General features: G+C 67.2%; 13 protein-coding genes. 7 read left to right on the top strand and 6 right to left on the bottom strand.

The features are described from left to right. Positions 1–140: 140 nt before the first annotated feature. From mnmE to BerOc1_RS14605, 3 genes are all read left to right on the top strand, one after another. Entirely contained in the window at positions 141–1532 is a 1392-nt protein-coding gene (mnmE, locus tag BerOc1_RS14615; protein ID WP_071546393.1) for a tRNA uridine-5-carboxymethylaminomethyl(34) synthesis GTPase MnmE, read from the top strand. Between the two features lie 2 nt (positions 1533–1534). Then, the gene (locus BerOc1_RS14610) at positions 1535–1804 is read left to right on the top strand and encodes a hypothetical protein (protein WP_071546392.1); all 270 of its coding nucleotides are present in this window, start codon (positions 1535–1537) and stop codon (positions 1802–1804) included. A gap of 400 nt (positions 1805–2204) precedes the next feature. Further along, positions 2205–3443 (top strand): choice-of-anchor I family protein, encoded by a 1239-nt coding sequence (locus BerOc1_RS14605; RefSeq protein WP_084641595.1) that lies wholly within the window; start codon positions 2205–2207, stop codon positions 3441–3443. A 75-nt stretch (positions 3444–3518) separates the two neighbouring features. Here BerOc1_RS14605 and nhaA read toward each other — a convergent pair whose 3' ends face one another. From nhaA to BerOc1_RS14590, 3 genes are all read right to left on the bottom strand, one after another. Beyond that, positions 3519–4886: a Na+/H+ antiporter NhaA gene (gene nhaA / locus BerOc1_RS14600; protein WP_071546391.1), complete on the bottom strand. Its 1368-nt coding sequence runs from the start codon at positions 4884–4886 to the stop codon at positions 3519–3521. A gap of 86 nt (positions 4887–4972) precedes the next feature. Beyond that, positions 4973–5656, bottom strand: a complete 684-nt coding sequence (locus BerOc1_RS14595) for a TIGR04282 family arsenosugar biosynthesis glycosyltransferase (RefSeq protein ID WP_071546390.1) — start codon at positions 5654–5656, stop codon at positions 4973–4975. Beyond that, complete coding sequence (locus BerOc1_RS14590; RefSeq protein WP_071546389.1) at positions 5656–6369, bottom strand: TIGR04283 family arsenosugar biosynthesis glycosyltransferase; 714 nt, start codon at positions 6367–6369, stop codon at positions 5656–5658. Before BerOc1_RS14590 ends, BerOc1_RS14595 begins: the two co-directional genes overlap by 1 nt. Positions 6370–6418: 49 nt before the next feature. Here BerOc1_RS14590 and BerOc1_RS14585 point away from each other — a divergent pair, with 49 nt between their 5' ends. The 4 genes from BerOc1_RS14585 to BerOc1_RS14570 are packed head-to-tail and all read left to right on the top strand — an operon-like array spanning position 6419 to position 9107. Next, positions 6419–6868, top strand: a complete 450-nt coding sequence (locus BerOc1_RS14585) for a pyridoxamine 5'-phosphate oxidase family protein (protein WP_071546388.1) — start codon at positions 6419–6421, stop codon at positions 6866–6868. A 9-nt stretch (positions 6869–6877) separates the two neighbouring features. Then, positions 6878–7459: a GDSL-type esterase/lipase family protein gene (locus BerOc1_RS14580; protein WP_071546387.1), complete on the top strand. Its 582-nt coding sequence runs from the start codon at positions 6878–6880 to the stop codon at positions 7457–7459. A gap of 14 nt (positions 7460–7473) precedes the next feature. Then, positions 7474–8514, top strand: coding sequence for a threonine aldolase family protein (locus tag BerOc1_RS14575; RefSeq protein ID WP_071546386.1), 1041 nt, complete (start codon positions 7474–7476; stop codon positions 8512–8514). Beyond that, on the top strand, positions 8511–9107 hold the full coding sequence (locus BerOc1_RS14570) for an LOG family protein (protein ID WP_071546385.1): 597 nt from the start codon (positions 8511–8513) through the stop codon (positions 9105–9107). The genes BerOc1_RS14575 and BerOc1_RS14570 overlap by 4 nt, the downstream gene beginning before the upstream one ends. Positions 9108–9139: 32 nt before the next feature. Here BerOc1_RS14570 and BerOc1_RS14565 read toward each other — a convergent pair whose 3' ends face one another. The 3 genes from BerOc1_RS14565 to BerOc1_RS14555 form a co-directional block, all read right to left on the bottom strand. Continuing rightward, positions 9140–10762, bottom strand: a complete 1623-nt coding sequence (locus BerOc1_RS14565) for an OpgD/OpgG family glucan biosynthesis protein (RefSeq protein ID WP_071546384.1) — start codon at positions 10760–10762, stop codon at positions 9140–9142. A gap of 246 nt (positions 10763–11008) precedes the next feature. Next, positions 11009–11731, bottom strand: a complete 723-nt coding sequence (locus tag BerOc1_RS14560) for a DsbA family protein (RefSeq protein WP_071546383.1) — start codon at positions 11729–11731, stop codon at positions 11009–11011. Between the two features lie 77 nt (positions 11732–11808). Then, positions 11809–13656, bottom strand: a complete 1848-nt coding sequence (locus BerOc1_RS14555; protein WP_071546382.1) for a bifunctional lysophospholipid acyltransferase family protein/GNAT family N-acetyltransferase — start codon at positions 13654–13656, stop codon at positions 11809–11811. Positions 13657–13851: the final 195 nt, after the last annotated feature.

Raw genomic sequence — 13851 nt, 5'->3', positions numbered from 1 at the left:
GTGAAAGCCCACCTGGAGGAAATACACGGCTGCACCACTCTCTAACGCCTTGTGATTTTACGAAGGCCGCCCACATGGGCGGCCTTTTTCGTGCGTGAAACGGCTTTGCCATTCCAGGCAAGCTCCTGTAAGGAATCCTCATGCTCGACCCCAGGCACTCCCAGGACACCATTGCGGCCATCGCCACCCCGCCCGGCGACGGCGGCGTGGGCATCATCCGCGTCAGCGGCCCGCGCGCCCTCGACATCGCCCGCCGGATATTCCGGCCCGCGAACCCGGCCTTCACCGATTTTCTGCCCTACCGTCTGCACTACGGGCACATAACCGACGCGGACGGCACGGAGCTGGACGACGTGCTCTGCGCCCACATGCCCGGCCCCCGCTCCTACACCGGCGAATCGCTGATCGAGATCAACTGCCACGGCGGCCGGGCCGTGCTCGGCGCGGTCATGCAGGAGGCCCTGAACCTCGGGGCGCGCCTGGCCGAACGCGGCGAGTTCACCTACCGCGCCTTCATGAACGGGCGCATGGACCTGTCCCAGGCCGAGGCCGTTGCCGAGATGATCCACGCCCCGACCAAGGCGGCCATGCATCTGGCCCAGGTCAAGCTGTCCGGCCTGCTCGGAACCAGGATCTCGGAGCTGCGCGCCCGGCTCGAGGGACTGCGCGCCCAGATGGCCGTGGCCGTGGACTTCCCGGACGAGGAACTGGAATGCCTCTCCCCGGAGGAGCTGATCGACACGGTGGAGGGCGTGCGCGGCGAGATAGCCGAGCTGCTCAAGGCCGTTGACCGCACGCGCGCCTGGCGCGAAGGAGCCCTGGCGGTCCTGGCGGGCCGGGTCAACGCGGGCAAGTCGAGCCTGATGAACGCGCTGCTCGGGCGCAACCGGGCCATCGTCACGGACCAGCCCGGGACCACCCGCGACTACCTGGAGGAGACCCTGAATCTGGACGGGCTGACCATCCGGCTGGCCGATACTGCGGGCATCCGGGCCACGGACGACGCCGTGGAGGCCGCCGGGCTGACCATGGGCCGCGAGCTCATGGACCGGGCCGACCTGGTCCTGTTGCTCATGGACGGCACGGCAAGCGTGGACCGGGACACCCTGGACGCCGCCCGGCGCACCGGCCCGGACAAGGGACTGGCCGTGCTGAACAAGGCGGACCTCGACGGTTTTGACGAGAGCAACGGCGCACCGCTCGCCGATCTGGGTTTCGAGACCGTGGCCGTGTCGGCCAAGACCGGCGCGGGTCTGGATCATCTGGCGTCGCGCATCCGCGAGCGCATCCTCAAGGAAGCGGGCCAGCCCGATCCGGACGAACTCGCGCCCAATGCCCGCCAGGCCGCCGTGCTGGCAAAGGCCGACCGCGAACTGGCCGACCTGAGCGGCGATGCCGACGCCGGAATCCCCTACGACCTCTTGAGCGTGCGTCTGGAAACCGCCTGCGACGTGCTCGCCGGGATCACCGGCGAGATCGCGGCCAGTGACGTGCTCAACTCCATCTTCGACTCGTTCTGCATAGGGAAATAGCCATGACCAAGGAATCCGAACCGATCGACGTGCAACACGTCACCTGCGGCCTGGTGCCGCTCATGCAGACCCACCTGGAGGGATCCGACCCCGAAGTGGACACCGTGTCCTTCAAGGTCCGCCAGGGCATCCAGACCGAACTGTGGAACTCGTTCGGCACGGGCAGCCGGTGGCGGCTGACCGAAATCACCTCGGACCTCTTCTTCGACGTGGCCACCTTTGTCCGCGTGGAGGTCTCGGAACTGGACCCGTTGGGGCTGATCGACTTCTAGCCGCTTCCGCCTCCATGTAATCGTCACCCGCGATTCACGGTCCCGTCATCGGACGGTGCTATGGTCCTCCACCGATCGCCAACCCAAGCGCAGCCCAGGAGGATGGAATGCAACGACTCTTCTTCGCCGCCCTGAGCGTCCTGCTCATGGCCGCCAACGCCTTCGCTCTCGAACTCACGCCCGCCGGGACCTATGCCTCCGGCATCTTCAACGAATCCGCCGCCGAGATCGTGGCCTACGACCCCGAAGGCAAGCAGGTCTACGTGGTCAACGCCCACAAGAACGTCATCGACGTGCTCGACGTCACGGACATCCGCAAGCCGGTCAAAAAGACCAGCTTCGACTTTTCCCGGTACGGCAAGGGCGCCAACTCCGTGGCCTACCACGACGGCATGATAGCGTGGCCGTGGAGGCCGATCCCAAGCAGGCCCCCGGCCGTGTGGTCGTGGTGGACCGCACGGGCAGGCCCTTGGCGGTATTCCGCGTGGGCGCCCTGCCCGACATGGTCACCTTCTCGCCCGACGGCAGGTACATCCTGGCCGCCTGCGAGGGCGAGCCGAACAAGGACTACTCGGTGGACCCTGAAGGCTCGGTCTCGGTCATCGACATCTCCGGCGGCCTGGACAAAGCCGTGAACCACAACGTCACGTTCACCGCCTTCAATCCTTTCAAGGAGCACCTCCAGGCCCAGGGAATCCGCATCTCGCACCCCGGCTCCACCGTGGCCCAGGACCTGGAGCCCGAGTACGTCGCAGTGTCCCCGGACTCCAGGCTGGCCTTCGTCACCCTGCAGGAGAACAACAGCGTGGCCGTGGTCGATCTGGCCCAGGCCAAGGTAACCAAAATCCTGGCGCTGGGCCTCAAGGACTGGTCCGGCCTGGTCATGGACGCCAGCGACAAGGACAAGGCGGTCAACCTGAAGCACTGGCCCGTGTACTCGGCCTACATGCCTGACGGCCTGTCCGCCTTCGCCATGGACGGGCGCAACTACTTCGTCACCGCCAACGAGGGCGACTCCCGCGAGTACGGCGACTATGCCGACGAGAAGCGGCTGGCCAAGGCCAGGCTCGATCCCAAGGCGTTCCCCGACGCAGCCGGGTTGCAGGATGAAAAGGGACTGGGACGGCTCAAGACCATCCCGGACCTGTCCGACACGGACGGCGACGGCGACTACGACCGCATCGTCGGTTTCGGCGGCCGCTCCTTCTCCATATGGGACGAAAACGGCAACCTGGTCTTCGACTCCGGCGACGCGTTCGAGCGCATCCTGGCCCGCGACCACGCCGACTGGTTCAACACCACCAACGACGAGAACAAGTTCGACAACCGCTCCGACGACAAGGGGTGCGAGCCCGAGTCCGCCGAGATCGGCGTCATCGACGGCCGGACCTACGCCTTCGTGGGCCTGGAGCGCATGGGCGGGATCATGGTCTTCGACATCACCGACCCCAAGGCCCCCTCGTTCGCGACCTACCGCCTGGACCGCGACTTCTCGGGCGACCCGGAAAAGGGCACGGCCGGGGACCTCGGCCCCGAGGGCATCCACTTCGTGCCCGCCGCCGAGAGCCACACCGGAACCCCCTTGCTCATCGTGGGCAACGAGGTCTCCGGAACCACGACCATCTACACCGTGCGATAGCCGCGCGGCACCAAAAAGGAAAAAGCCCCCTACGATGATCCTCGCCGGGGGCTTTGCCGTTGCTTCACGCGCGGCTCAGGCCTGCGTGATGTTTTCGGGATCGTCCGCCGCCGCTTCCGGGGCCATGTACCGAAGGACGAGATAGCCGAGCCCGCCGGAGACCAGGGAGGCGAACAGAATGGCGATCTTGGCCAGGGCCACCAGGGAGGTGCCCTCGTCGAACGCCAGGTTGCCGATGAAGATGGACATGGTGAAGCCCACGCCCGCCAGGCAGGCCGCGCCCCACAGGTGGACCAACGTGGTCCGGTCCGGGAAGGCGGCCAGGCCGAGCCGGTGGACCAGCCAGCACGCCCCGGTCACGCCGGCCTGCTTGCCCACGACCAGGCCGACGAACACGCCGAGCGAAACCGGGGTGAGCAGTTCGCGGAAGACCTCCGCGTCCAGGGCCACGCCCGCGTTGGCCAGGGCGAAGACCGGCATGATGCAGAACGAGACCCACGGGTGCAGGGCGTGCTCGATGTTCTGCAGCGGCGTGGTGGCCGCCTCGTAGGCGTGCTCCATGGAGTGCAGGGCCATCTGCTGTTCCTTGTTGGTCAGCACGTTCTTGCCAGGGGTGACGGCCATCTCGAAGACCTCGGCCGCCTCGCGCAGTTCCTCGACGAAGGTGGCGCAGTTCATGCGCGTCCCGGCCGGGATGGTCATGGCCGCCAGCACGCCCGCGATGGTCGCGTGAATGCCGGACAGGAGAAAGGCGAACCAGACCACCACCCCGAGGACCAGGTAGGGGATGGAATGACGGATGCGCCAGCGCAGGTTGAGCACGGCCATGAGCGCCAGCCCGGCCAGCCCCGCGAGCAGGGCCGCCAGGTTCAGGGAGGCGGTGTAGAAGACGGCGATGACCAGGATGGCCCCGATGTCGTCCACGATGGCCACGGCGGTCAGGAATATCTTGAGCCCCACGGGCACCCGGCTGCCCAGCAGCGACATGATGCCGAGCGCGAAGGCGATGTCCGTGGCCATGGGGATGCCCCAGCCAGCCACGGACTCGTGTCCCGCGTTCAGGCCAAAGAAGATCAGCGCGGGCACGGCCATGCCGCCCACGGCCGCGGCCACGGGCATGATGGTCTGGCTGGGGGTGGACAGTCCGCCCACCAGCAGTTCGCGCTTGATCTCCAGCCCGACCAGGAAGAAGAAGATGGCCATGAGCCCGTCGTTGATCCACAGCAGCGCGGGCTTGGACAGGACCCAGCCGCCCACGCCCACGGTCAGCCGGGTCTGCCACAGCCCGTCGTAGGACGCGGCCCACGGCGAGTTGGCCCAGACCAGGGCCGCGACGGTGCAGACCATGAGCGCTATCCCGCCCGCGGCCTCCATGCGGAAGAACTTGTCAAAGGAACTGAGTACGTAATGAACGGGCAGCGGCCTGTCCTCGGGTCGGGTCATGGGATGCTCCTGTCTGGGATTACTGGTACGAGTATACCGATATCCCCATCAAGGGCAACACCCTCCCCTTTTTTCCCCTGCTAATATTACCGGTTGCCCCTCTCAGGCCGGCGCCCGGCCACCTGCCGGCCCAGGGCCAGGGCGCGCCCGGCCAGGGGACAATCCGGCGAATCGAGCAGGGCCCGCAGGCCGTCCACGGTGTCCAGGTCCGCCAGCCGGTCGAGCTCGGCCGTTTCCATGCCCGCCCCGGTCAGCCGCTCCAGGGCACGCGCAAACACCCCGGAGCCGCCCCACTCCGCCTCGTCGAACAGGGCCGGGACGAACCCGTCGCGATGGAAGCCCGCGAGATAGTAGCCGCCGTCCTCGGCAGGCCCAAGGGCAGCCCGCCCGGGCGTAAGCGCGTCGAGCCCCCGGCGGACGACTCCGGGCGTCAGGCCGGGAATGTCGCTGCCGGTCAGAACCGCCCGGTCGTAGCCCAGGGCAAAGGCATCCCGGAACGCGTTGGCCATGCGCTCGCCCAACCCTTGGCCCCGCTGGGCCAGGAGACGTTGTTCCGGGCCGAGCCAGCGGCGCGCGGCCTCCTCCCGCCCGGCGGGCGTAAAACAGACAAACAGGTCCGCGCCGATGGCACCGCTCAGTCGAAAAAGCGCGTCCCCGACCAGGGCCGCATAGAAGTCGGCCACCAGTGCGGGCGAGGCCGGGCCGATAAGCCGGGTCTTGACCCGGCCCGGCTCGGGATACCGGACGAAGAACAGCAGGCAGTCGCGCATCACTCCTCCCGGTCCGGCCTGTAGGAGCGGGCCAGGTCCTCGGGCGCGGCGCCCAGGGCGTAGCACAGCCGCAGCCGCCAGTTGCCCAGGGTCCGCCGGACCACGCCGTCCCGCTCCCAGCGCCGGGGGGAGGTCAGGACGCGCTCCCTGAGGATGGCGATGGGCTCGCCCCGCCGCTTGAGCCGCCGGAACAGGTCCACGTCCTCCATGATCGGGATGGGCGCGAATCCGCCCAGTTCGCGAAACAGCGCGGCGTCGAGGAACGGGGCCTGGTCGCCGTAGGGTACGCGCTCGAACCGCGAACGCAGGTTGGCGAACCGGGCGACCACGGCCAGGCTGGTGCGGGGGGAGTCGACGGCCAGGGAAAAGGCCCCGGCACGGACATCATGGAGAGCGCGGTCCACGGCTGCGGGCCAGTTCTTGGGCAGCCGGGTGTCCGCGTGCAGGAAGAGCAGGACCCCGCCCCCGGCCACGGCCGCGCCCGCGTTCATCTGCACGCCCCGGCCGGGCGGGCAGCGCACCCCGATCACGTCCGGTTCGCCCAGGGCGGCCAGGGTCGCGTGGCCCGGCCCGCCGTCGGCCACCACGATCTCCACCGGGCGGCCCGAAGCGGACGCGCGCACCTGCCGGACGGTTTGCGAGATGATCGCGGACTCGCCGAACACCGGAATGATCACGGAAATGGAACGTGCGGAGGTTGCCATCGGGTCCATGGGTGATTACTAGACTGTTTGCCCTTTTTAATAAAGACCGGAGGAAGCGATGCGCAAGAGCGTGACCGAAGACAAGAGCGTGGTGGCCGACATCCTGGACAAGGCCGAGGTGGTCTGGCTGGCCCTGGCCGACGACGAAGGTCCGTACTGTGTGCCCGTGAATTTCGCGGTTCAGGGCGACACCCTCTTCCTCCACTCGGGCAAAAAGGGCCGCAAGGCCGCCTGCCTCGACTCGGGCGCGCCCCTGGCCTTTTCCGCCGCCGTGGACGTGCGCTTCAAGACCAGCGACGAGAACGCCTGCAAGCTGGGCTACCGTTTCCGCTCGGTCATGGGCTGCGGCGTGCCGCGCCTGCTTACCGGCGACGAGAAGATGCGCGCGCTGGACCTGCTGACCCTCAAGTACGCGGGCCGGACCATGCCCTACAACGAAAAGTATCTGCCCGTGACCGCCGCCTACGCCATCGACATCACGTCCGCCACCGCGCGGATCAAGGAATAGGAGGGCACCATGATCACCTTTTTCATCGGCGATTCCCTGACGCTGGGCTGCGGCGACGAGGCAGGGCTGGGCTGGCCCGGGCGGCTCGCGTCCGCCATGATGCGCCACGGGCAGGACCTGACCTGGTACAACCTCGGCGTGCGCGCCAACACCACGACCAAGATTCGCGACCGCTGGAAGGAGGAGGTCACGCGCCGCTTCCTGCCGGGCCAAAACACCCGGCTGGTCTTCTCCTTCGGCGTGGCCGACATCTCCAACGACGTGCCCGCCAAGACCTCCTTCGACAACGCCGAGGCCATCCTGGCCGGGGCCAAGGCGTTGGGCCCGACCCTGTTCATCGGCCCCATGCCCGTGGCCGACCAGGACAAAAACGAGCGCATCGTCCAGCTTTCCCTGGGGTTCGAGTCCGTATGCGAACGACTCGGCGTGCCCCACGTCCCGGTGACCGGCTTCCTGCTGGAATCCGACGCCTACGCCAAGGCCCTGGCGGCCCACGACAATGTCCATCCCACGGCCAAGGGCTACGCGACCCTGGCCGAATACCTTATGCAAACCCACGCGGTCCGGGAGTTCCTCGGACTGGACCAATAAACGAGCGATAAGAAATGAGCGATTTGAAATCCTTTGCCAGCGACAACAACTCCGGAGCCCACCCGGCCGTCATGGAGGCCGTGGTCCGGGTCAACACGGGCCATCTCAAGTCCTACGGCGACGACGAACTGTCCATCCACACCGACGAGGTGTTCAAGGAGTTCTTCGGGTCCCAGGCGCGCATCCACTACGTGACCACCGGCACGGCGGCCAACGTGCTCGGCCTGCGCTCCGTGACCCACACCTACAACTCGGTGCTCTGCGCCGAGCAGGCCCACATCAACAACGACGAGTGCGGCGCGCCCGAGGCCTTCGGCGGCATCAAGCTGGTGCCCATCCCGTCCCCGGACGGCAAGCTCACGCCCGGTATGATCGCCCCCTACCTCGGCCACATCGGCTTCGTGCACGCCTCCCAGCCCAAGGTCATCTCCATCACCCAGCCCACCGAGGTGGGCAAGCTGTACACATTGAAGGAGATCGAGGACCTGGTGGAGTTCGCCCACGACCGCGACCTGCTGGTGCACATGGACGGCGCGCGCCTGGCCAACGCCTGCGCGGCCCTGGACTGCTCCTTCTTCGACATGACCACCGCGCTCGACGTGGACTTCATCTCGTTCGGCGGGACCAAGAACGGCTGCCTCATGGGCGAGGCCGTGATCTTTCTCAATCCGGACATCGGCCAGGGATTCCCCTACCTGCGCAAGCAGGCCATGCAACTGGTCTCCAAGATGCGTTTCGTCTCGGCCCAGCTGGAGGCCTACCTCAAGGACGACCTGTGGCTCAAAAACGCGCGTAACGCCAACGCCATGGCCAAACGGCTGGCCGAAAAGGCCGGGGCCATCGACGGCGTGACCATCAAGGGCACCGTGGACTGCAACTCCCTGTTCGCCCACATCCCGCCCGAGGCCACGGAAATCCTGCTCAAGAAGTACTATTTCTACGTCTGGAACGAACACGACCAGACCGTGCGCTGGATGACCTCCTGGGCCACCACCGAGGCGATGGTCGACGAGTTCGTGGAAGACCTGCGCAAGGCCATGAAGGCGGTGTCATGAGCCGGGAACTGAAACGCATCTGCGTCTACCTGGGATCCAATCCGGGCAACAACCCGGCCTACGTGTCCGCCGCCGAATCGGTCGGCCGCGAGCTGGCCGGGCGCGGGATCGGCCTGGTCTACGGCGGGTCCTCCACCGGGCTCATGGGCCGGTTGGCCGACGCCTGCCTGGCGGCGGGAGGCGAGGCCATCGGGGTCATCCCCAAGCGGCTGGTCGAAAAGGAGATCGCCCACCAGGGGCTGACCGAGTCCCACGTGGTCAACTCCATGCACGAGCGCAAGCAGCTCATGGCCGACTTCTCGGACGCGTTCATCACCCTGCCCGGCGGCATCGGCACCTTGGAGGAATTCTTCGAGGTCCTGACCTGGAGCCAGATCGGCTACCACGCCAAGCCGTGCGGCCTGCTCGACGTGAACGGCTACTACACCTGCCTGACCGAGCACATGGACCGCATGGTCGCCGAGGGCTTCCTGCTGCCCGACCACCGGCGCATGGTCCTGACCAGTCCGGACCCCGGCGAACTCATCGACCTGTTCGCCGAGTACGATCCGCCGCGAGTGGACAAATGGATTGAAATGAAAAAAGGCCTCTAACGAGGCCTTTTTCTTTTCCTGTCTCGGGTGCCCTATTGCAGATGCCCGGCGTTGTGCAGCTCCCGCTCATCCGCGGGCGGCGGGCTCCACTGGTAGGTCCAGGTTTCGGTCAGGGTCTTGCCGCCCGAGGTCAGGATCATGCGCAGGTTGATCGGGTTCTCGGTCTCGTCGGGCGGAACCAGATCGAAGCGGACGCGGTAGCCGTTGACCGAATCAAGCGGCAGGACCGTGGCCAGCTCGACCTCGCCCGCCGAGGTCTTGATGGAGGCCTTGACCCGGGCGTCCCTGCCAAGACCGGCCAGCGGGCCGCCCGCGAAGTCGACCACGAACCGCTTGCTGTAGCGCGTGCGCCGCTTGCCCACCGCGCCGCCCAGGCCGGTGAAGGTGTCGACCACGCGGGCCAGCTCCACGGGACCAGGCGAGGCCGTGCCCCAGTAGAGGTCGTAGCTGAAGAGCATTTCCTTGCCGGGGACCACGGGTTCGGCGGGGTGCCAGAAGGCCACGATGTTGTCGAAGGTCTCGTCCAGGGCCGGAATCTCCACCAGCTCCACCGCGCCCTTGCCCCAGTCGCCGCGCGGGGCCACCCACAGGCCGGGGCGCTTGTCGTAGTACACGCCGTCGTCCTGGTAGTGGTCGAAGTTCTGGTCGCGCTGCAACAGGCCGAACCCCTTGGGGTTGTCGTCCATGTAGGCGTTGAAGCGCAGCGAGCGCGGGTTGTTCAGGGGCCGCCAGATCCACTGGCCCGTGCCGGTGTGCAAGGCCAGGCCGTCCGAGTCGTGGATCTCGGGCCGCCAGTCGTAGCCCGTGCGCCGGTCGTTCTCCCCGGCCATGAACATGCTGGTCAGCGGAGCGATGCCCAGCCGCTCAATGGGCTTGCGCGGATACAGGGCCGCGTCCACGCGCATGGTCAGCTGGTCGCCAGGCGTGATGCCGAAGCGGTAGGCCCCGGTGACGCTGGGCGAATCAAGCAGCGCGTAGACCGTGGCCGTATCGCTGCCGGGACGGGGGCGCTCCAGCCAGAAGGCGGTGAAGACCGGGAACTCCTCGGGCCGGGGCAGGGCCGTGTCCACGGCCAAGCCGCGCGCGGACAGGCCGTACTGCATCTCCTTGCCCACGGCGCGGAAATAGCTCGCGCCCAGGAAGGCGACCACGTCGCGCACCCAGTCCGGGGAAAACTGCAGACGGAAGCCCGCGAAGCCCATGTCCCCGGGCAGCTTTTCCGGATCGAGGCCGGACTTGCCGTAGTCGAACAGCCCGGCGTCGTAGGCAACCCGCGCGGCCTTGCCGTCCGCGAGCTCATAGATGGCCACGGGCCGCTTGAAGTACAGGCCCGGATGGAACAGCGTGGCCTGAAATTTCGAATCCCGGTCGCGCCACAGGGCGTGGTCCTTGTTGAAATGGATGGCCTGGTACTGGTCCCAGTTCATGTCCGCGACAGCCTGGGGAATCTCACCCTCGTGGTCGACGTAGGGCTGCCCGGCCAGTGCGCGGGCTCTGCCCTTGAGCACGGCGTAGTCAAAGGGCTCGGCGGGCGGGGCCTCGGCCAACGCGCCGCCCGGCAGGGCGAACAGCGCCAGGCCGGCAAAAGCGAGCAGCATGGCGGCCAGGGACCGCATGCGGCGCAGGGAAGTCAAAGGGGTATGTGAAGCGGCCATGGGGCTCTCTCCTTGTCTCGTGAGTGGAACAGGGGGTATGGCATCACGCCTTCCCGGATGGGGATGGCGGATGAAAGATGTGGGAATACTCGGTGGTTATGGCATATTTCATGGCGTCCCGGCAATTCCTCGGATGAACCAACGGTCCTCCTTTTATGGGAATGCCGGAAAACCTGCAAGCAAGTGCAAGCGGGAAACGGACAAAGCGCTACGGCCGCGCCTTGCGCGGACCGGGCCGGGATACGGCTACTTGCACATCCTGGCTTCGCCCAGGACCTTGAGCCAGACGCTCGGTCCGAAGCCCAGGACCACCTTGTCGCCGGCCACCAGGATGGGCGTGCCGGGCAGATGGGCGGCCCGGGCGAGCATGGCGCTTTCCTGCACGTGGGGCTCGTGATCCTTTTGCAGGCGCACGTACAGCTCCTCCATGGTCGTGCCCTCGAGCAGTTCCGGGAAGGCCTTGGCGAACTGGGCCAGGACGAGCATGCGCGCCTCCATGAGGTCCTCGGTCTTGGGCTGCTTCAGGCCGTCGTAGGCGTACCGGGCCAGCTTCTCCAGACGGTCCGTGCCCGCCGCGTCCTCCAGGACCCAGGCGGCCATGTCCGAGCCGATGAAGCTGCGGCGCGGGAAAAAGGAGAGGCGCAACCGGCCGTACAGCTCGGGATATTCCCGCAACAGCTTGTCGCCCAGGCGGCAGTGCCAGCAAAGCGGGTCGGTGACGACGACCACGTCCAGGGTGCCCTCGCCGTGCAGCTCCACCACCGCGTTGTCGAACAGGGCACGGAACTCGGGCGCACAGCCGTCCGGCACCCGGGGTTCGTCCGGGGCCTGGGCCTCATCGGCCTGTGCGGCGGCCGAGGCGGGCGCGGGCGTGTCCTTTTCGGGCGACGAGCCTTCGGCCTGCCTGCATCCGGTGAACAGGGCCAGGGCGACGATCAGCAGGGTCGGGAGAATCAGGTTCTTGCGCATGGGGCAACATATGCTCTTCGCGCCGGAAAGCCAAGCCCGACGCGGCCGGGCGGATGCCGTCCGGCCGCTCGGGCCGATCAGGCGGCCGCGTCGCCCATCCGGACAGGCCCGGCCGGTTCGGCGACCGCACTGCGGTTGGCGGCGTGAAAGCGGGCCACCCCGTCGCGGCCCATGAACCGGGACAATACCTTGGGGTCGGACTTGAGCAGGTCCACCAGGATGAGCCCGTCCATGCAGTTGCCGAAATCCGGATCCATGTTGAAGCCGATGATCTTGCCGCCCAGCTTGAGGTACTGCTTGAGCAGCACCGGGATGGACCGGCCGTCCTCCACGTCGCGCACGAAGTCGGCCACGTCCTCCGGGTCGTCGAACACCCCGGCGGGCAGGGAGAAGTCCAGCCGCTTGAGGCGCTTGACCTTGGGCGGCCGCTTGGGCAGGGCCATGCGGGCCAGCTCGGGCAGGGAACAATGGCGCTCCATGAAGCCGACGATGAGTTCGCGGGCGACCACCGAGTATTCGCTGGAGATGGAGACGCAGCCGAAGAGCCGGTAGTAGCGCGGGTTGCGGACCACGAACTCGGCCAGCCCCTTCCAGAGCATCAGCAGCGGCTGGTAGCTGCGCTGGTACTTGGGGACCACGAAGGAACGGCCCAGCTCCAGGGCGGGGCCGAGACCCTCCAGGAAGCCGGGACGATAGTTGAACAGGGTGGAGGTGTACAGTCCGTCCGGTCCCTTCTCGGCCATGATCTCGTCGGTCAGGGCGAAGCGGTACGCCCCGGCCACCTCGCGCTCCTTGTGGTTCCAGAGCACCAGGTGGCGGTAGGTGTCGTCGAATTTGTCGATGTCCATGGCCCGCCCCGTGCCCTCGCCCACCAGGCGGAAGGTCTCCTCGCGGCGGATGCCGATCTCGCGCAGCAGCCTGGGAATCTCGTCGGCCCCGGCGTGGAACACGGTGAACTCGCCGTTGCGCAGCAGGACGTTCCCGTCCGGCAGGCTGGCCACTTCCGAGGCCAGGATGTGCTTGCCGCGCGAATTGGCGATGGGGTCCATGCGCCGCCTGGCCTCGCGCCCCTTGAAGTGGAAACGCGGCTTGCGCTCGCGGCGCAAAAGGTAGGTGCGGAAGCGCAGGTAGTCGACCACCCCCTGGTCGCCGTCGAGCTCGGCCAGCTTGTCCTGGCCGATGACCGTGCCCAGGCGCACGCCGATGACGTCGCGCGAGGCGTGTTTCAGGTTCTCGTGGGGCAGAAGCACGGTGCGCAGCCGGGGATGGATCAGCCCGAGGGTCTGGAACAGGCCGGAGTTGCGCCCGTCGAAAAATACCGGCAGGGCCGCGGCCCCGGTCTTGCGGATGATCCGCCCGATCATGGGGCTCCAGCTCGGGTCGCCCACGCGGCGCTTCTTGACCTTCAGGCTGGACACCTCGCCCGCCGGAAAGACCACCAGCATGCCTCCGTCCCTGAGCCAGCGCATGGACGCCTTGAGCCCGGAAATGTTCTTGCGCGAGGACTCGGCCCCGCCAAAGGGGTCCACCCGGATGATCAGGTCGTCCATCTCCGGGATCATGCCGAGCATGAAGTTGGCCATGATCTTGATGTCCGTGCGGACCTCGCGCAGGATGCGCACCAGCAGCAGCCCCTCGATCACGCCGAAGGGATGGTTGCACACCGCGACCAGCGGCCCGGTGCGCGGCACACGGTTGACGGGCTGGCCGTCCACCGAGAAGCGCACCCCGAGCAGGTCCATGGCCTTGTCCACGAAACTGCCGCCGCACTCCCCTGCCCGCAGGGCCGAGTAGAGCGAGTTCAGCGTGTCGAGTCGGAGCACTTTGGCCAGCGGGCGCCTGACCATGGAAAAAAGGGTGTGGCGGACAGGGTCGTTGAAGGGCGAATCCAGATTGAACAGCGGACCGGCTAAGCGATCTTCCATTTCCTTCCTCCTGATATGGTTGCCGGACTGTACGCCCTGACGCGCCGTTGTTCGCGCCGCCTCCATGACGATTTGGCGATTTTCGGTGACGCCTGATCGGCGACTGTGTGACGCCCGCCGCCTCTTGCCCGAACCGCCTCCATTTCCCTGAAAAAATCCCGGCCGGGGGTGACAGGCATCGGGATTCCCGGTATA

The sequence above is a fragment of the Pseudodesulfovibrio hydrargyri genome, from assembly GCF_001874525.1.
GTDB lineage: Bacteria > Desulfobacterota > Desulfovibrionia > Desulfovibrionales > Desulfovibrionaceae > Pseudodesulfovibrio > Pseudodesulfovibrio hydrargyri.
The sequence above is the reverse complement of the archived record's forward strand: the minus strand, read 5'-3'. Positions and strand labels throughout refer to the sequence as shown.